Annotated in this window: 17 protein-coding genes and 2 tRNA genes; 6 read left to right on the forward strand and 13 right to left on the reverse strand. The window is 34.0% G+C overall.

Annotation, left to right across the window (positions count from 1 at the left end; all coding sequences use genetic code 11):
* The first annotated feature begins 109 nt into the window (after positions 1–109).
* Positions 110–589 (forward strand): DUF4446 family protein, encoded by a 480-nt coding sequence (locus NQ558_RS02305; protein WP_005361519.1) that lies wholly within the window; start codon positions 110–112, stop codon positions 587–589.
* Positions 590–649: 60 nt separating this feature from the next.
* On the opposite strand, the gene NQ558_RS02310 is transcribed toward NQ558_RS02305, so the two are convergent.
* Positions 650–1,399, reverse strand: coding sequence for a phosphotransferase (locus tag NQ558_RS02310; protein ID WP_040446662.1), 750 nt, complete (start codon positions 1,397–1,399; stop codon positions 650–652).
* A gap of 265 nt (positions 1,400–1,664) precedes the next feature.
* Between NQ558_RS02310 and serS the strand changes: the two genes are divergently transcribed.
* The 3 genes from serS to NQ558_RS02325 all read left to right on the forward strand — a co-directional run bounded on the left by serS (position 1,665) and on the right by NQ558_RS02325 (position 4,136).
* Positions 1,665–2,948 (forward strand): serine--tRNA ligase, encoded by a 1,284-nt coding sequence (gene serS / locus NQ558_RS02315; RefSeq protein WP_005361515.1) that lies wholly within the window; start codon positions 1,665–1,667, stop codon positions 2,946–2,948.
* Positions 2,949–3,020: 72 nt separating this feature from the next.
* A tRNA-Arg gene (locus tag NQ558_RS02320) sits at positions 3,021–3,094 on the forward strand.
* Positions 3,095–3,131: 37 nt separating this feature from the next.
* On the forward strand, positions 3,132–4,136 hold the full coding sequence (locus NQ558_RS02325; RefSeq protein ID WP_005361513.1) for a 3'-5' exonuclease: 1,005 nt from the start codon (positions 3,132–3,134) through the stop codon (positions 4,134–4,136).
* A 91-nt stretch (positions 4,137–4,227) separates the two neighbouring features.
* Here the strand turns inward: NQ558_RS02325 and NQ558_RS02330 are convergent, their stop codons facing one another.
* The 11 genes from NQ558_RS02330 to NQ558_RS02380 all read right to left on the reverse strand — a co-directional run bounded on the left by NQ558_RS02330 (position 4,228) and on the right by NQ558_RS02380 (position 15,234).
* Complete coding sequence (locus tag NQ558_RS02330) at positions 4,228–4,965, reverse strand: tyrosine-type recombinase/integrase (protein WP_005361511.1); 738 nt, start codon at positions 4,963–4,965, stop codon at positions 4,228–4,230.
* A gap of 32 nt (positions 4,966–4,997) precedes the next feature.
* Positions 4,998–6,449, reverse strand: coding sequence for a D-alanyl-D-alanine carboxypeptidase family protein (locus NQ558_RS02335; protein WP_050750963.1), 1,452 nt, complete (start codon positions 6,447–6,449; stop codon positions 4,998–5,000).
* A 276-nt stretch (positions 6,450–6,725) separates the two neighbouring features.
* Positions 6,726–7,340 carry a V-type ATP synthase subunit D gene (locus NQ558_RS02340; RefSeq protein ID WP_005361509.1) on the reverse strand — a complete coding sequence of 205 codons (615 nt, stop codon included), beginning with the start codon at positions 7,338–7,340 and terminating at the stop codon, positions 6,726–6,728.
* A 36-nt stretch (positions 7,341–7,376) separates the two neighbouring features.
* Positions 7,377–8,756 (reverse strand): V-type ATP synthase subunit B, encoded by a 1,380-nt coding sequence (locus NQ558_RS02345; protein ID WP_005361508.1) that lies wholly within the window; start codon positions 8,754–8,756, stop codon positions 7,377–7,379.
* Between the two features lie 13 nt (positions 8,757–8,769).
* A complete protein-coding gene (locus tag NQ558_RS02350; RefSeq protein WP_040446659.1) occupies positions 8,770–10,536 on the reverse strand; it encodes a V-type ATP synthase subunit A in 1,767 nt (588 codons plus the stop codon).
* An 11-nt stretch (positions 10,537–10,547) separates the two neighbouring features.
* Positions 10,548–11,120, reverse strand: a complete 573-nt coding sequence (locus NQ558_RS02355; RefSeq protein WP_005361505.1) for a V-type ATP synthase subunit E — start codon at positions 11,118–11,120, stop codon at positions 10,548–10,550.
* Positions 11,121–11,136: 16 nt separating this feature from the next.
* Positions 11,137–11,445, reverse strand: a complete 309-nt coding sequence (locus NQ558_RS02360; protein ID WP_005361503.1) for a V-type ATP synthase subunit F — start codon at positions 11,443–11,445, stop codon at positions 11,137–11,139.
* Positions 11,446–11,468: 23 nt separating this feature from the next.
* Positions 11,469–11,891, reverse strand: coding sequence for an ATP synthase subunit C (locus tag NQ558_RS02365; RefSeq protein WP_005361501.1), 423 nt, complete (start codon positions 11,889–11,891; stop codon positions 11,469–11,471).
* A 34-nt stretch (positions 11,892–11,925) separates the two neighbouring features.
* A complete protein-coding gene (locus NQ558_RS02370; RefSeq protein WP_005361499.1) occupies positions 11,926–13,851 on the reverse strand; it encodes a V-type ATP synthase subunit I in 1,926 nt (641 codons plus the stop codon).
* Positions 13,851–14,906: a V0D/AC39 family V-type ATPase subunit gene (locus NQ558_RS02375; protein WP_005361498.1), complete on the reverse strand. Its 1,056-nt coding sequence runs from the start codon at positions 14,904–14,906 to the stop codon at positions 13,851–13,853. The genes NQ558_RS02370 and NQ558_RS02375 overlap by 1 nt, the downstream gene beginning before the upstream one ends.
* Positions 14,907–14,910: 4 nt before the next feature.
* Positions 14,911–15,234, reverse strand: coding sequence for a hypothetical protein (locus NQ558_RS02380; RefSeq protein ID WP_005361497.1), 324 nt, complete (start codon positions 15,232–15,234; stop codon positions 14,911–14,913).
* A 322-nt stretch (positions 15,235–15,556) separates the two neighbouring features.
* Here NQ558_RS02380 and trmB point away from each other — a divergent pair, with 322 nt between their 5' ends.
* Positions 15,557–16,195, forward strand: a complete 639-nt coding sequence (trmB, locus tag NQ558_RS02385; RefSeq protein WP_005361495.1) for a tRNA (guanosine(46)-N7)-methyltransferase TrmB — start codon at positions 15,557–15,559, stop codon at positions 16,193–16,195.
* Positions 16,196–16,240: 45 nt separating this feature from the next.
* On the opposite strand, the gene NQ558_RS02390 is transcribed toward trmB, so the two are convergent.
* Entirely contained in the window at positions 16,241–17,488 is a 1,248-nt protein-coding gene (locus tag NQ558_RS02390) for an AI-2E family transporter (protein ID WP_005361494.1), read from the reverse strand.
* 315 nt (positions 17,489–17,803) lie between these two features.
* Here NQ558_RS02390 and NQ558_RS02395 point away from each other — a divergent pair.
* Positions 17,804–17,876: transfer RNA gene (locus tag NQ558_RS02395), tRNA-Lys, on the forward strand.
* The last annotated feature ends 128 nt before the right edge of the window (positions 17,877–18,004 follow it).

An 18,004-nucleotide genomic window follows, 5' to 3' on the forward strand; every position in this document is an offset into this window, starting at 1 on the left:
GAATACATAAAAATGTAACAATATTATGTTAAACTTTTGAAAGTGATTAGAACACAACACTTTAAAATAACATTATAATAAGTATAAACAGGTGAAAAGGAGTAAGAAAATGAAAGATTACATTTATATAGGAATAATTGCAGCACTATTTTTAGTATTTTTTATGTTACATATTATACAGAGCAGTAGAATATCAAAGTTAATGAAGAGATATGAAGCATTTATGGAAGGAAAAGATGCAACAAACCTTGCAGATGCCATTGAAGAAAACTTTCAGCAAATGGAAAAGTTAGAAAGCAGTTACCAGGATGCAGAAGTCAAAATGGACAAGGCATTAAGTGGAATCACATCAACATTTCATAAACTTGGTATTGTAAAATATGATGCATTTAAAGAAATGGGTGGAAATTTAAGCTTTGCATTATGCTTGTTAGATGACAATAATAACGGATTTATTTTAAACACAATGCATGGTAGAGAAAGCAGTTACACTTATATAAAAGAAATAGAAAACGGAACAGCTTATTCAACACTTGGTGAAGAAGAAAAGCAGGCATTGCAGAAAGCAATAAGTTCAGACGAAGACTAATAAATTAAGAAAAAGCAGGAGCTACTAATAATTCAGTAGCTCTTGCTTTTATTATTTTATTTAGTATTCCATTACTGAAATTAATCCGTTGAGAATTTTTACTTCTTCCGGAATGTTTTTTGCACATCTTGCTGCGGCAACAATTGGAATCCAGTTATGAACATACTTTGAACTTGTATTTGTTTCATTACAGAATCGTTCAAGGTAGTTTTCTGCATAATCAGGCATGTTAATAAGCATCCATAAATATGTACGGGCAACATCAGCACTGGCATTACCCTGTGATGCATGGTTCCAATCAGTTACATAAATATTGTCATCTTTTATGATGATGTTATGTGGTGTAAGATTGCCGTGACATAATTTCTTATGTTTAGGTGAACTGTTAAGCATATCAAGAAGATCAAGCTTTAAGTATCTATCCAAATGTGCAGAATTAATATAATCAGTTAATTTCTGCTTCTGAATTGGAAGATAAGGGCATTTCTTACTATGAATATTAGTCTGAATTTTTATAAGCTTATCCATATATTCATCTAATTTGTCAGGATTATTCATCATAAGAGTGTAAAGTGATTCACCATAAATGTCAGGATACATAAAAGCCCACTGACCGTTAATGGTAGTAACCTGCTCAATTGATGGAGCACCGACCTTTAATCCTTCAATCTTTGAAGTAAAAAAAGCCTCGGCGAAAACATCTTCCTTAGAATATCCTTCGTTAAATACTTTATAAACAGCATCATTGTGCTTTATGATGCGATTATTTCTTCGGGTGTTAATAACATTTTCATTAATATTAGTATTCATCTGTATCATTCCTCCCAAGTATATTACTAAAAAGGTTAAATTATTATAATTGTTAACATAAGTATACCATAAGTGGATAATGTTTGCCACAATCCTTGCAAAAATAAGGTGTTAGGGTTATAATCTATATACTGAAGATAAGATAAAAAGGGTTTAATAAAAAATATGAAAGGATGAAATTCAGATGCTTAATGCCCGAAGTATCTGAGCCTGAATATGAAAGTATGATTTTGTGCTAATAATATTCGGGATAGGTAGAAAAATAATGTTAGATATTAAATTACTAAGAAATAATTTTGAAGAAGTTGAAAAAGCACTTTCTACAAGAAATGAAGAATTTGATTTAAGCTTATTTAAAGATTTAGATGAAAAGAGAAGAAATCTTTTAGGTGAAGTTGAAGCATTAAAGGCTGAACAGAATGCAACATCTAAGCTTATTCCACAGTATAAGAAAGAAGGAAAAGATGTAGCTCCAATTATGGCTGAAATGAAAGAAATTTCAGAAAAAGTTAAGACTTTAAACGGAGAATTAAGCAAGGCAGAAGAAGACTTAAATAATTATATGCTTACACTTCCTAATATTCCTAATCCAACAGTTCCTCAGGGAATGACGGATGAAGATAATGTTGAAATCAGAAAGTTTGGAGAACCTACTAAGTTTGATTTTGAACCAAAGGCACATTGGGACCTTGGTGCAGATTTAGGAATCCTTGATCCTGAAACAGCAGCAAAGATTAGTGGTTCAAGATTTACAGTATACAGAGATTTAGGTGCAAAGCTTGAAAGAGCAATCGTTAACTTTTTCCTTGATACTCATACTACAAAGCACGGATATACAGAAGTATTCCCACCATTTATGGTTAGCCGTGAAAGTATGACAGGAACAGGTCAGTTACCTAAGTTTGAAGAAGATGCATATAAGGTTCAGGGTGATGGTAAGGAATATTTCTTAGTTCCAACAGCAGAAGTTCCTGTAACTAATATGTACAGAAACCAGATTTTAGATGGATCAAAACTTCCTATTATGCATTGTGCATACACAGCTTGTTTCCGTGCAGAAGCAGGTTCAGCAGGTAGAGATACAAGAGGTCTTATCAGACAGCATCAGTTCAACAAGGTAGAATTAGTTAAGTTCTGTAAGCCTGAAACATCTTATGATGAATTGGAAAAGCTTACAAGAGATGCTGAAGATGTTCTTCAGATGTTAGGACTTCCTTACAGAGTTGTTAAGATTTGTATTGGTGATCTTGGATTTACAGCAGCAATGAAATACGATATTGAAGTTTGGATGCCAAGTTATGGTAGATATGTTGAAATTTCAAGTTGTAGTAACTTTGAAACATTCCAGGCAAGACGTGCTAACATTAAGTACAAAGATAATGCAGGCGATAAAGCTGAATTTGTACACACATTAAATGGTAGTGGTGTTGCTGCAGGTAGAACAACAGCAGCTATTCTTGAAAACTATCAGCAGGCTGATGGAAGCATCGTAATTCCTGAAGTTTTAAGACCATATATGGGTGGACTTGAAAAGATTGAAGCAAAATAATAATTATAGAAAATAAAGATTTACGGAAGAGTAAAGCCTTACAATGTAGGGCTTACTTTTCTGTAAACATTTGCATCTGTGGCTCAGCAGGATAGAGCAACCGCCTCCTAAGCGGTAGGTCGCTGGTTCGAATCCAGTCAGGTGCGTTAGCATGCTATGCATGTAATTTAATATTGGAGAAAAATGATGGATTATATTGTAATGGATTTGGAGTGGAATCAGAATCCTTACGGAAAAAGTCATTGTCATACGGATTTAACTTTTGAAATAATAGAAATTGGAGCTGTTAGGGTAAGTGATGATAGAAAGACCATTGTGGATTCTTTTCAACAGGTCATAAAGCCCAGAGTTTTCAAAAAACTTCACTATAAGATTCAGGAAATTACCCATTTCACTGAAGAAGAGTTAAATGATGGAAAAGATTTCAGAAAAGTAATAAGAGATTTTCTGGAATGGTGCGGTGATGATTATATTTTCTGTACATGGGGGTCAATGGATTTGACTGAATTGCAGAAGAATATGAAACATTATAATCTGGAAAGAGTATTGGATTTTCCGTTATTCTATGTTGATTTACAGAAAATGTTCAGCTTAAGATATGATGACGGACATATGAAAAGAAATTTGACCAGTGCTGTTGAGTATTTAAACATTCAGGAAGAGCATGAGTTCCACAGGGCTTTAAGCGATGCTTATTATACAGCCAGAATTTTACAATCTATGGACTACGATAAATATAAAGATCGTTTATCAATTGACACATTTTATTCCCCTAGAATTAAAGAAGAAGAAATATTCGTTAGATTTGATGAATATACTAAACTTGTTACCCGTGAGTTTTTGACTAAGGACGAATTGTTTGCAGACAAAGACGTAAGACTAATGTTATGTAACAAGTGTGATAAGCCGTTAAAGAAGCACCTTGACTGGTTTTCCGATTGTGGAAAAACATATTATTGTCTTGGAGAATGTAAGGAACATGGATATGTTAGGGGCAAAATAAAAATAAAAAAATGTGAAGAAGATAGTTTTTATGCTATCAAGATTATGAAGTCTACAGATAAGGCGGGGGCCGACAGTATCTATGAAAAACAAGAGTCAATAAGAGAGAAGAGACGAGAGAGAAGACAGAAATATTTAAATAGGGAAATCGTCATAGAAGAATGGGAAGACGAAGATGACGATTAAATTAAAAGAGCTGCAAATCATTGTTGATTAGCAGCTCTTTTTAAATTATGTTAATAAAATACATTAAAAACCAACCGTGTGTTGATAATTTTTATTTTGTATTTTCGTAGTTTTCCATTAATGCTTCTAATTCCTGTAAAAGACAATCAACCTTTCCGTAGAAAGCGTCATTGTTTGCAGGACTATCAAAGTTATCTCTAATACCTGTTAAAATATCAATAATCTTGTTAAGTTTCTTTTTACCGTTGTCATTTAAGTAAAGTAAGTAACGGCTACGTTCATTTTCCTGTGGTGTCATTTTCTTTAAGAAAACTTCAATGTTTGGCTTCTCTCCGATAAATCTATATGTAATAGATGGAGAAGCATGGTTGAAAAGTTTCTGAAGATGATAAATGTCACCTGTTTCTTTGTAATAGTTCCATGCATACGTTTTTCTCATAGTCTGAGCACCGATTGAATTTAAACCAATCTTATGTCCTGCACTTCTAAGTACTCTGTAAGCCTGTTCTCTTGATACAGGTTTGTTTGATGAACTATGTCCAAGAATAAGATATGCTTCAGGATCTTTACCCTTAGTATACTCATTAATAATCTGCTGTAATTCTTCAGGAACTGTAAATACATTTTTCATATTCCTTGTTCCAATAGTAACTTCGATTTCTTTCTTTCCGGTTACATCTTTGTTCTTGAATGCAAGAATGTCCTGGAGCTGGAGTCCTGTTCCAACACCTAATTCGAACATAATATAGTACTTGTAATCAACCTGCTTTAATGTTTCACCGAAATTTTTTAATGTTTCCTGATCTTTAATAGGTGCAACCCAATTCATAAAAGTACCTCCTGATAATACATTGAAAAAATTTAATATCTTCTATTTCTCTTAGATTCTCTTATCTGATTAAGACGTTTGTTAGTCAGAATAAGAACTAAAACAACAACTACAATAATGATGATAACAATCACCAAAGGAACAAAAAATCCCGGAAGTTTAAATGAAGACTTCTTAGAGTTTTTATTAGAAACTGTGGTTGAAGATTCCTTATTTGAAGAATCTTTGCCTGAATTGTTCTTTGCCACTGCAGTTTCGCTATTTTTATTGTTGCCTGTATTATTTGCCGCAGTTGTAGTCTGCTGTGAAGCTGTTGTTGACGCCACGGTTACAGTTGAGTCAGTCTTGCCTGAATCAGATGAATAAACTACTTTTGCAGTACCAACGGATTTGTCGCCATACTTGTAGGTAATGGTAGCAAATGAATCTTTAGTGTAGTTAAATTTTACATCAGATGTTAATTGTGAAAATTTAGCTGTTTTAGGTAAAACAATGTTTGATGTTTTATCTATATATATTGAATCTGTTGTGTTACAGAAAGGTGACTGTAAAGTAACCTTATTGTCAGAATCAAATCTTTGGTCATTGTTAGAAACATTTTGTAAACCAAAATTATTAAAACCATAATCTAATAATTCCTTAGTATCCTTGTATACATTAGTGCCATTAGAGTGCAAAACAACAGCTATAAGAGTCATACCGTTTCGTTTTGCATATGTAACAAGTGTTGTTCCTGACTGGTCTGTAAAACCTGTTTTTCCACCGATAATACCATCATAGTAGTAACCGCTTGTAGGCCAAACCATCTTGTGACGCTGGATTGCAGTGGCGTCGGTTTTACGTTTGTTATTGTGCTTAATGGTATATGTAGTTGTATTAACAATATCATTAAATACAGAATACTTAGATGCTGCTCTTGTAATCATTGCCATGTCATAAGCTGTTACATAATGGTTTGGATCATGTAAACCGTTAGCGTTGGCAAAATGAGTGTTAAGGGCACCGGCTTCCTTAGCTCTTTTGTTCATCATTTCAGCAAAATTCTTAGTAGATCCTGCAATGTGTTCACCAAGTGCTGTGGCAACTTCGTTGGCTGACTGTAACATTAATGCATAAAGACAATCCTTTACAGTCATTTTTTCACCTACAGAACACCCCATATTGGCATCTCCATATTGTATGCTGTGAATAGTTGCGTCAGAAAATGTTACCATTTCATCCATCTTACAATTCTCAATTGTAAGCAAAGCAGTCATAATCTTTGTAATACTTGCAGGGTACATCTTCTTATTACATTTCTTATCATATAAAACAGTACCCGTTGAAGCTTCGATTAAAACGCCTGTCTGACCATAGATTGAAGGCCCTTTAGGCCAGTTAGTCTTTGTTGCTGCGTTTACAGTTACAGGTTCTACATTTATAGTTCCAATACAGGAACTTATTAACAAAATAACTATAAGTATTTTAGATATAATTTTTTTCATTTGATCCCTTTCTGATCTTATACATAATTCCATTGTAATTTTAATATAAGTTTATTTATAATTAAATTTTATATAATCTAATTTAGTAAAATATACTACTAAAATCATTACAGATAATTTTACAAAAAAAATAGATAAAAATCAATATAATAAACTTAATAATTTAAAAATATCATATTTTGAATAAACAAAAATATAAGCAGTACCACAATAATAGTACTGCTTATAAATATAGTAAGATGTGAGAAACATTTTGTAAAGTTATAATAAATGTACTTAGCTAACTCTGGATTTTATAACCTTTAATCTTGTAAATTCTTCTCTTTCTTTTTCTTCCAAAGCATTTTCAATAGTTTTTACAAGAGCTTCATAATTTGGTATGGTTATGTTCTTTAAAGCATTGGCACGTTTCTGTGTTTTCTTAATATTGTAAGCAAGGCGGTAAGCTGAATTTTCAATCATTGAAAGCTTAATTGTCAAATCTTTAACCTTTTCAAAGCTTGCCTTAGCCTGATCAAGTGATTCAGTAGTGCCAAAGAAAGAATAAACAGGATTACGTTTTTCTTCTTTATATTTTACAAGAGGAATTTCTGTACCCATAATACTTCTTGTCTTTATTCTTATATCATTTTCAGGGGTAACGTTAAATGCAAAAGTCTCAACATTTTTTATACCCAATTCAATGTTTGCTTTTTCCAAAGCAATATATGCAGACTTAAAAGTTTCATCAATCTCTGACTGAATGGCTTTAGCCTGATCATTTAAATCCATAATTTCACGGACCAAAATATTTCGTTTTTTGTCCATAAGTTCATAGCCCTGTCTTGCAAGAGCAAGGGAACTTTTGGCAGACATTAGGTTTCCTTTTGTAGGAACAGTATTTAAATTCATATAAACCTCCTACGTTTCTGATAATATTTATAAAAACTATGCCATTGAATCATAATATTTATCAAGTATTTTTGTATCAATTCGGTCAAGTTCTTCTTTTGGAAGAATGTGAAGAAGCTTCCAACCTAAATTCAAAGTTTCAAAAATATTTCTGTTAACACCAAGACCCTGACCAACAAATTCTTTCTCAAAAGCCTTACCAAATTCAAGATATTTCTTGTCTGTAGATGAAAGTTCATCTTCACCGATTACGGAAGCTAATGCTCTTGCGTCACCTACTTTTGCATAAGCAGAGAATAACTGGTTAGCTACATCCTGATGATCTTCTCTTGTAAAGCCTTCACCGATACCGTCTTTCATAAGACGTGAAAGAGAAGGTAAAACATTAATTGGAGGATATATGCCCTGACCATTTAAACTACGGTCCAAGGTAATCTGTCCTTCAGTGATATATCCTGTTAAGTCAGGAATAGGATGAGTAATATCATCATTAGGCATTGTAAGAATAGGAATCTGTGTCACGGAACCTTTTGATCCTTTTACAATACCGGCACGTTCATAAATTGTTGCAAGTTCACTGTACAAATAGCCCGGATAACCTTTTCTTGAAGGAATTTCACCTTTAGAAGAAGAAACTTCTCTCATGGCTTCTGCATATGTTGTCATATCAGTTAAAATAACAAGGATATGCATATCTTTTTCATAAGCAAGGTATTCAGCTACAGTAAGGGCAACTTTAGGTGTTATAAGACGTTCTACAACAGGATCATTAGCCATGTTAAGGAACATTACCGTATGTTCCAAAGCACCTGATTCTTCAAATGATCGTTTGAAGAAATCAGCAACGTCATTTTTAACACCCATTGCCGCAAAAACAACAGCAAATTTTTCGTCTGTGTCATCTCCAAGAGAAGACTGGTTAACCAATTGAGCAGCCAATTGGTCGTGTGGAAGTCCATTTCCGGAGAAGATAGGTAATTTCTGACCACGGATAAGTGTTGTAAGTCCATCTATTGCGGAAATACCTGTTCTAATATAGTTTCTTGGATATTCACGGCTTACCGGATTAAGAGGCTTGCCGTTAACGTCTCTTTTTTCTCCAACAATAGGAGCAAGTCCGTCAATAGGTTTTCCAATACCATTAAAAGTACGTCCAAGTATTTCAGGAGACAAAGCTACCTCCATGGGATGACCTGTTAACTTAGTATGGGTATTTGTAAGGGACATACCTTCAGAACCCTCAAAAACCTGAATAATCGCTTTGTCTTCATATATTTCAATAATACGACCGAGACGCTTTTCGGCGCCATCGTTAATTGAAAATTCAACAATTTCATCAAAGGCTGCATCTTTAACGCCTTCAAGGGCTATCAAAGGTCCGTTGATTTCGCTTAATCCTAAATATTCAATTGCCATAAATAGCACCTCCTTAAGCGTTTTCTTCCATAACTTTATTATAGAAATTGTCAATTGCTAATTTATAATCGTCAAACATACTTAGCTTATTGTTAGGAACATCATATTTAATTGAAATTATTTTTTCAAAAATATTATGCTTTTTAAGAACAGACATAGGCATGCCCATTGAGATAAGTTTGCCTGCTTTTTCCTGTAAATACAAAATAGTCTGCATCATAAGAAGCTGTTTCTTTAAAGGAACGCAGGTATCCTCACTGTGGAATGCGTTCTGCTGTAAAAATCCCAGACGAATAACTCTGGCTATTTCAAGGGTTAATTTCTGGTCGTCAGGCAAAACATCGCTACCGATAAGTTTTACGATTTCCATTAATGAACTTTCCTGATTTAAAATGGCAAGAATCTGAGTTCTGCATGAAATAAAATCAGGACCTACGTTAGTGTTGTACCAGTTGGCAAGTTCATCTACGTATTCACTGTAACTTGTAAGCCAGTGAATGGCAGGAAAATGTCTTGCATAAGCTAATGATTTATCAAGTCCCCAGAAGCAACGGACGAAACGTTTAGTATTCTGAGTAACCGGTTCAGAAAAGTCACCACCCTGAGGTGAAACTGCACCGATAATTGATATGGAACCTTCTGTACCATTTAAATTCTCTATATATCCGGCTCTTTCGTAAAAAGCTGAAAGTCTGCTGGCAAGATAAGCCGGGAAGCCTTCTTCCGCAGGCATTTCTTCCAGACGACCGGATAATTCACGAAGAGCTTCAGCCCATCTTGAAGTGGAATCTGCCATAATGGCTACGTGATAGCCCATATCTCTATAATATTCTGCCAAAGTAATACCTGTGTAAATACTTGCCTCACGGGCTGCAACAGGCATATTACTTGTGTTGGCAATAAGTGTTGTTCTATCCATAAGAGGATTGCCTGATTTTGGGTCAATAAGTTCTGAAAATTCATCCAAAACCTGTGTCATTTCATTTCCACGTTCACCACAGCCAATATAAATAATAATGTCAGCGTCTGCCCATTTTGCAATCTGGTGCTGGTTCATTGTTTTTCCTGTACCAAATCCACCGGGAATTGCAGCAGTACCGCCTTTTGCAAGAGGAAAGAGAGTATCCATAATTCTCTGACCTGTAACCAAAGGCTGTGTGGCTCCAAATCTTTTAGTAATTGGACGTGGTTGTCGGATTGGCCATTTCTGTGTTAATGAAAGGTTCATAGTTGAACCGTCATCCTTCTTGATTGTTACGATTGTATCGTTAATGGTATATTCGCCATCAGGAGCAGTCTTAATTACAGTACCTGACACTGTAGGCGGAACCATGGATTTATGCATTATGGCTCTTGTTTCCTGAGTTTCGGCAATAATTGTACCGCCTGAGATGTAATCACCTTCAGAAACGGTAATATGCACATTCCATTTCTTATTAATATCAAGTGAATTAACATTTACACCTCTTGAAATAAAAGCACCTGACTGCTTTTGTATCTCACTTAAAGGTCTTTCTATACCATCAAATATATTATTTAAAATTCCAGGGGCTAAAGTTACAAATATGGCACTATCTGTACCATAAACAAGTTCCCCCGGTTTAAGTCCACTAGTTTCTTCATAAACCTGTATGGTAGTCATTTCGGAAGTAAGGCTAATTACTTCACCAACTAACCTTTCAGAACTAACATAAACCATTTCACCCATTTTAAAGTCTGTCTTTCCTTTAATATAGATAACAGGTCCGTTAATTCCATAAATCTTACCTGTTTTTTCCAATTTAGTGCCTCCTACAATGTTATTGCAAATAAATCCTGTTGGTCAGCAAGTCGTGTTTTAAAAGAATTGTCAATAAGAATGTTTTTTTCAGGAACAATGGTACGTGTTCCACCTAAAAATTCTTTATTGTAAATTTCAATATTTCCTCCAGTCTTGCTTTTTAATTCATCAAGCAAAGATGAATCATTAGGATCAATGTATATAGTAATATCTATATCAGAATATTCGCTCATTATATTTTTTATCTGATTTTCAAGATACACTAAGTAATCGTTAGTTTTTCTATATTCAAGTAATTTTTCACGAACTCTATCAAAAACTTCAATTTTAATAGCTGATTGTTTTTGAGTAAGTTCTTTTTTGATTTTCATTTGTTCGGAAGAAAGTTTCTTCTTAGAGTTAGCTCTAACCTGATTCATTAGAGCTTTCTTTGATTCTTCAGCCAATTGAGATGCAGTTTCCTTGTGAAGTTCTAAGTCATCGTCCAAGGACTGCTTGTAACTACTGAGAGATTCAGCACTTTTTGAACTGGCGCTTTCAAGAGAAAGGCTTCTAAAGTGGTCCATTTTTTCTTCTATAGTCATAAGTCTCACATCCTTTCTATATTTTTATGCCAATTGCTTCATTAATGTAATTAGTAATGAAATTTGGTTGACGTCCTGAACCGTGGCGGTCAGGAATCTCTACAAGAAGAGGTTGCTTCCTGTTAAGTTTAATATCATCTACAAGTTCAGGAATTTCAAAACTTAGCTTTTCAGTTAAAAGTAAAATTCCTAAATCCTTGTCTTCAAGAATTTTTTCAACTGCCTGTTTTGCTTCGCGACGACCATGAACAACTTCACCTTCCACACCTGCAAGTCGCATGCCGGTAAGAGTATCAATATTGTCGCTTATTAAATACATTTTCATAATAAAATCCTGCTTAAAATAGATTATGCAACGTGTGTTAAAATAAGGAATGCAACTATGAATCCCCAAAGAGCAATACCTTCTGCAAGAGCTACGAAAATAAGTGCTTTACCGAAAACGCTTGAGTCTTCACTTAATGCACCAAGAGCAGCACTGGCAGAACTTGCAACGGCATAACCACTACCAATACATGAAAGACCTATTGCAAGACCTGCAGCAATAAGCCCTAAACCACTTGAAATTGTTGCAGTATCAGCAACAGCAGCATTAGCTGTACTTGTAAAGATAAATACAGTTCCTAAAAGGAAAACACCAAAGAATGCTACAACATTTCCAATAACTGTTCTCTTAAAACGACCTTTAGTCTGTTCACCTACAAAATATCCGATAATAGGTAAAATAATTGTAAGTAATAAAGCAACTGTAAATAAAATACTAATAAACATAATAAAATCCTCCTCGTTTTTAAAAAATTAAAGTTTATTTTTTATATTTTTTTCTATAAGGTACAAATTCACGTCCTGATCCTTCATAGAAACGACCAAACATTTCATAATATTCAAGACGAAGAACCTGAATTCCAACAACTAAACCTTCCATTGCCATTACGATAATATTTCCAATAATGACAACAACAATATTGGCTGAACCACCATTCTCAGCACCTGCAAGTGTCATAACAACCTGCATCATAGCTGCATGGCTTATGGCAAAAACACCAATACGCAGGAAAGAAAGAGCGTTGGATAAATAAGTTATTAAATAGTCAAATAATTCAAAAAATGCAGTTGCGGCAAAAATGCCTTTTGAATCTTCTATTAAAGGCTGCTTCTTTGAAACAAGGTTTTTAAGTGGTTCCTCAAGGAAAATAAGAATAAGAGGAACACCAAACATTATTACCGCCAAAATAGTTCCCGGAAGTGGTTTGCCTGTCATATATAAAATAATAACGGCAATAATACTTGCGTAAAATACAAGTCCGGTAACGGCGTTTGGTCCAAAAAGAGCCTTGCCTAAATTCTTTTGCTTAATGGCATTGGCAATATTTATAATCATTGTAGAAATAATTACAAAAGAGCCAAATAAAAATGCTGCAACCAAAACAATATTAATACTGCCAAGGAAAGGCAAGGTAATCATTGAATTAAGAGGACTTATAAACGACTCAAATTCAAATCCAAAGAAGCTTCCGAATAAAGCACCGAAAATACAGGAAAAAACTCCTGCGGCACAAATTATTCCGGCAAGATCCATTTTTTTAGTTTTGTAAACAATAAGACCACCAATAAGTAAGCATAAGCCCTGACCTAAATCTCCAAACATAATACCAAATATGAAAGCATAGGTAATTGTAAGGAATAAAGTAGGGTCAATTTCGTTATATGCAGGTAAACCGTACATTTTAACAAATAACTCAAAAGGTCTTATAAAACGGTTATTTTTAAGCTTTGTAGGCGGTATGGATTTATGGTCGTCAACATCATCGCTAACAATACAAACAACGTTAGGATCGTCATCTGTCTCCTTAAGAAGTTTCTTGGCTTCCTTAGTAGTCATCCAACCACATAAAACCTGAAATGTTACACCGGAATCCCTTGTTACGGCAGCTAACTTTCGAACATCAAAATTACTGAAAGCAATCTCAATTCTTCTGCAGGCTGAAACAAGTTTGTCACGGTTAGTTTCTACAACTGTGGAAATTTCAGCATTTTTGGATTTTATTTTTTCGTCTAACTCAGCTTTGTTCTTTGCAATGTTTAAACATTCATCGTTAGGAAATCCCTTGTATTGTTTTGGAATAGGAATTTCATCAAAATGAATATTTCTAAAATCCTTTGCAACTTCATTAAATTTATCTATTGGTGCAAAAAATACACCGTACACATATTCTGACTCCACAAGACAAGTTAAAAATATTTCATCCATGTCAGGATCTAAGTAAGATTCAAACTTATCGAATTCCGACCTTGGAATTTTTCCGAATCTGTACTTAAAAAATTCCATGTCATAAATTCCTTTTAATGAATAATTTAACGTTTTAAAAGGAGCAAGAACTGCATAATCCTGATTTAAGGCATCCATCTGCTTTTCAAGATTAGTTACTTCAGTACGAATATCGTCGATTTGCTCGTCAATTTTGTCGATAAATTTCTGAGCCTTGTTTACGTTAATCTTGGAAATGGTACCCTTTTCAGGATTCTTTACAAGTAACATTAATTCACGGCTTTTGGTTAACATAGCCTTAAAAGGATTCTCTTCCGTAAAAGTAGTAAACTGTTCTGCAGAACTTAGTTCTGAAAGAGCATTTTCAAGGTGAATGTCGTGTTTACTAAGATAATGATCAACAAGATAATCAATCTCAGTTTTAGGCCCTGCTAATGTTACGAAACTCATTTTTTCAATCATTACAGAACACCTCTCTTTTGATTAATATATTGGGAGATGGCTTCCGGTTTGTATCCGTATCGAATACATTCAAGTGCTGTTACAACGCGGGCAACTTCCATATTTTTCAAATGGAAGTAGGCATTAATAGCAGCCAGTGAATATGGAGCATCTTTAAAATCCTTCATATTAATAGCATCTAAAATATCACTAAATTGAGCCTCCATATTCTTGGTAGAATCGAAACCATAAGTCTTGCCATAATAGCTGTTGCTTATTATTTCATATAGGACTGTGTTGTTTTCGGCTTCAACCATGCGCTTAATTTCGTTTTTGTCCAGATAATAATTAACAGGAATAAGAAATGAATAAATCTGTGCATCAGATAAAACATAATAATTCTTGCATCGATAAATCCATAACATATTAAGCAAATCAATGTGAGGTCCAAAAGACTTCTTAAAATACGGTCGTTCTCCTTTTGGAACAAAATAATCCGGATGATTCCAAATATATGAAAAGAAGAACAAATCCAGGTTCATTTCAAAATCAAATAAAACGGGATTGTCTAATTTAAGAACTTCTCTTAAAGGTTTCTCGTATAAAGTACCTGAAAGATTGTCAACGAACTCTTCAATGGTATTAGACAATACCAGCTTATCAATATTAATCTTCGTGTGTCGCTTAAAGTGCTTGTCAGTTAAAACAGGATTAGCATTAGAACGGCTATCCATAATATTTCTCATACATGCTTTCAAAATAGAAATCTCATATTTCATAAAGTAGTATTCCAAATATTTCTTCTGACTATTTCCTGCAAAATGATATATCTTAGAAAAATCACTATAAGTTGAGAATGTCATTCTGCTTTCAACTTCACCACGGTGTGCAAGTGCCGGGTCCATACTGGCAAGTACTTCTCCGTATGCAGGAGTGGTCTGTAGAAAACTAATTAATTCTGCAACAGTTGTAAAGTGAGTGATTTCTTCATATTGCTCAGGAGAAAGTAATTTATTCTTCATGGCTCTAATTTTTGTAGTCATGCCACTGTAAGCAACCAGATTGCCTTTCAGCATAAAATCACTCCTTTATTATTTCATTAAATATATCATTTACCCATTTAGCAGAGTTTTCATTATAAATACGGTTAAGCTTTTCAATGTCATTATCACAGTCTATACGGCATTGTTTTAAAGCATTCTCGTTTTCGGCATCTAATGCTAATTGGAATTGACTTACTTCGTAATCGTTCTTTTTCTGAAGATCTTCATCAAAAGCTCTCTTTTGTTGTTTAATCATCTCGGCATACTGAGCTTTCTCATCCTGAGTCTTTTGTAAAATCTTAGCAGAAGCAGAATCAATTTCGGCTAGTTGCTTAATAATGCTGTTAATGTCCTGACTCATACAAACCTCCTTGTTATTATTATATTATTACAGTGTAAAAAGGTATTATTCCATCTGTGCCAGAACAATGGGGATAACGACCTTGGAACACACATATTTTAAAAAGCAAAAAATCCCCGATAAAAAATATCGAGGAACAAAAGAAAAACGAATCTTTGAGGAACTTATAAGAACCTCAAAATACTTATGAATTCACTTTAGCACTTTTGAGAAAAATTGCAACAAAAACTTGAAAAAAACTCCATTAAAAAGTAAAATTTTAAATGATTTAAAAAAAGCCAGAACAAACAAAAAATTACCATTAAAAAAGGAGACGCAAATAATGAGATTACGAAATGTGCCGGGCTCAAGAGAAGCCATTGCAGATAGCCCGTTAGCAATAAACGAACCAAAGGAATTAAAGGGAAAATGGAACGAAGAATTTGGAAACAACAACCCTATTAGAATTGAAATCGGAATGGGAAAAGGCAAGTTTATAACACAGCTTGCAATGGAAAATCCTGATATCAACTATGTAGGAATAGAAAAATATTCAAGTGTACTGATCAGAGCTATTGAAAAGTGTGAAGACATAGAAATAAAAAACTTACGTTTCATTAGAATGGAAGCAGAATACATTCAGGATGTTTTTGAAAAAGACGAAGTAGACAGAATATACTTAAACTTCTCCGATCCATGGCCTAAGGACAGACATGCCAAGAGAAGACTTACATCAAAGCAGTTCTTTGAAAGATATGATGGCATACTAAAGAAAGATGGAATTGTAGAATTTAAAACAGACAATGACCTTCTATTCCAGTTCTCATTAGAACAGGTGCCGGAAGCAGGCTGGAACTTAGATAAATTCACTTGGGATCTTCACAATGATGAAGAAATGGTAAAAGGAAATGTAATGACAGAATATGAAAGTAAATTCTCAGCAATGGGAAATCCAATTCATAAGCTGATAGCATCAAGATAAAATGAAAGATACCCTGCCAAAACAGGGTATCTTTATAAGATATAATTATTTACTTTCTTCTTTTTCTTTCATTTCTTCCTTTGCCTCACGAACTTTTTCATTCTTTACAATAGGCATGTCAATATTCTTAGCTTCCAGTCGTTCGTTAACCCAATCTTCAAGCAAACCTGCAATAACGGCTACGCATGGAACACCAAGAAGCATTCCCGGTATGCCGGCAATCCAGCCACCAAGTGTAATGGCAAAGATAATCCACAAAGGTCGGAGCCCTGTAGAGTTGCCTAGAATCTTAGGTCCGATAAGGTTACCGTCAAGCTGTTGAATGATAATAATCAAAATAGCAAAAATAAGAGCGCTGTTCAAAGAATAAATGCACAAAAGCAAAATACTTGGAATACCGCCAAGGAACGGACCGAAGTAAGGAATCATATTAGTAATTCCCACAACAATTCCAACCAGCAAAGCACAGTTAGAAAATCCAGGAACGCCAAAGAGGCTAATAATCATCATACTTACAAAAGTCAGCGCACCAATAATCAAAGAGTCAATCATCTTTCCGTCAAAGAAATTACTGAAAATATGAATTGAACGCTTGATAACAGCGCAAATTTTGTCAGCACGTTCTTCGTCAAAAATAGCATAAATAGTACGTTTAATTCCACGAGACTGCATTTTCTTATCAATCAAAAGATAAATAGAAACGATAATGGCAACGATGAAATTAAAAACAAACTTAATAATACTAACACCGGTTACAACAATAGTAGTAGTTAATTTTGAAATAAACCCACCTAAAAATTCCTGAATGGTAGAATCGGCATTACTAATAGATTTAATCAGATAATCCAACTGAAGTTCAGGATGTTTAGCTGCAATAGTATTAATATAACTAATAAGGGCATCTCCCCATTCAGGAAGCTTGTCCAGCAACTGAGTCAGGCTATCGATAATTTCGGGAACAATATAAATAATACCCACAACCAAAAAAACAATAACCAAAACATAAGAAAAAGTAATGGCAAGCAAATGAGCCAAAACATTATTCTTCACATAAAGCCACTTTTCGAAAACGGTATGATGTAGCCAACTAACCAAAGGGTTAATAAGAAAGGCAATCAAAATACCAATCAAAAAAGGTGACATAGTAGCAAGCAGATTATTAATAACTGAGAGAGTAGAGTCCCAGAAAAAAACTGCTCTGGCAATAATACAAATAACAAGTACAGTCAAAATAGTATAAATAGAAATAGTAAAATACCTGCTATCTGCTTTAAACTGATTCTTCTTCTGCATAAATAAGAACCCCCTAAAATAAAAGTCATAAAGATAGTATAATTATAAAACAAAGTATAAACAAGGGTAAATATGCAAATAATAAAAATAAAAAAATCAAAACTGAAAAAAGCGTATTATAATAAGAAAAGAGTCATAATAAAAGCAAAAAAGATAAAATAAAAAACGTCGGGAACCCTTATAAAATGGGGGAAAAATACCATACAAAAATAAATATTACAAAAAATTAAAAAAAAATTAAAAAAGTGGTTGCATTTTTCTACAAGTAGTACTATAATAACCCTTGTCGCTGACGAAGAGACAAAAACAAAACAAGCGCCTCTAGCTCATTTGGTAGAGCACCTGACTCTTAATCAGGGTGTGCAGGGTTCGAGCCCCTGGAGGCGCACTTGCGGGTACCGTTTCGGACATTAAATTGCCTGGGGTGGTACTTTTCTTTGTGCGTAAGCAATGAGTCACATAAAAAAAGAGAGAATGTTCAGAGAGAAATGTTTACATTTCGAAAAGAACATTCTC

It is taken from the genome of Eubacterium ventriosum (assembly GCF_025150745.1).
Taxonomy (GTDB): domain Bacteria; phylum Bacillota; class Clostridia; order Lachnospirales; family Lachnospiraceae; genus Eubacterium_G; species Eubacterium_G ventriosum.

What these genes read in the sequence shown, in the direction of transcription:
- NQ558_RS02360 (WP_005361503.1), bottom strand. Translation starts at nt 11,445, where the DNA reads ATGAAAATGTATTTAATAAGCGACAATATTGATACTCTTACCGGCATG.
- NQ558_RS02330 (WP_005361511.1), bottom strand. Translation starts at nt 4,965, where the DNA reads ATGAATTGGGTTGCACCTATTAAAGATCAGGAAACATTAAAAAATTTC.
- NQ558_RS02310 (WP_040446662.1), bottom strand. Translation starts at nt 1,399, where the DNA reads ATGAATACTAATATTAATGAAAATGTTATTAACACCCGAAGAAATAAT.
- NQ558_RS02365 (WP_005361501.1), bottom strand. Translation starts at nt 11,891, where the DNA reads ATGTTTATTAGTATTTTATTTACAGTTGCTTTATTACTTACAATTATT.
- NQ558_RS02380 (WP_005361497.1), bottom strand. Translation starts at nt 15,234, where the DNA reads ATGAGTCAGGACATTAACAGCATTATTAAGCAACTAGCCGAAATTGAT.
- NQ558_RS02355 (WP_005361505.1), bottom strand. Translation starts at nt 11,120, where the DNA reads ATGACTATAGAAGAAAAAATGGACCACTTTAGAAGCCTTTCTCTTGAA.
- NQ558_RS02305 (WP_005361519.1), top strand. Translation starts at nt 110, where the DNA reads ATGAAAGATTACATTTATATAGGAATAATTGCAGCACTATTTTTAGTA.
- trmB (WP_005361495.1), top strand. Translation starts at nt 15,557, where the DNA reads ATGAGATTACGAAATGTGCCGGGCTCAAGAGAAGCCATTGCAGATAGC.
- NQ558_RS02325 (WP_005361513.1), top strand. Translation starts at nt 3,132, where the DNA reads ATGATGGATTATATTGTAATGGATTTGGAGTGGAATCAGAATCCTTAC.
- NQ558_RS02375 (WP_005361498.1), bottom strand. Translation starts at nt 14,906, where the DNA reads ATGCTGAAAGGCAATCTGGTTGCTTACAGTGGCATGACTACAAAAATT.
- NQ558_RS02345 (WP_005361508.1), bottom strand. Translation starts at nt 8,756, where the DNA reads ATGGCAATTGAATATTTAGGATTAAGCGAAATCAACGGACCTTTGATA.
- serS (WP_005361515.1), top strand. Translation starts at nt 1,665, where the DNA reads ATGTTAGATATTAAATTACTAAGAAATAATTTTGAAGAAGTTGAAAAA.
- NQ558_RS02340 (WP_005361509.1), bottom strand. Translation starts at nt 7,340, where the DNA reads ATGAATTTAAATACTGTTCCTACAAAAGGAAACCTAATGTCTGCCAAA.
- NQ558_RS02390 (WP_005361494.1), bottom strand. Translation starts at nt 17,488, where the DNA reads ATGCAGAAGAAGAATCAGTTTAAAGCAGATAGCAGGTATTTTACTATT.
- NQ558_RS02335 (WP_050750963.1), bottom strand. Translation starts at nt 6,449, where the DNA reads ATGAAAAAAATTATATCTAAAATACTTATAGTTATTTTGTTAATAAGT.
- NQ558_RS02370 (WP_005361499.1), bottom strand. Translation starts at nt 13,851, where the DNA reads ATGATTGAAAAAATGAGTTTCGTAACATTAGCAGGGCCTAAAACTGAG.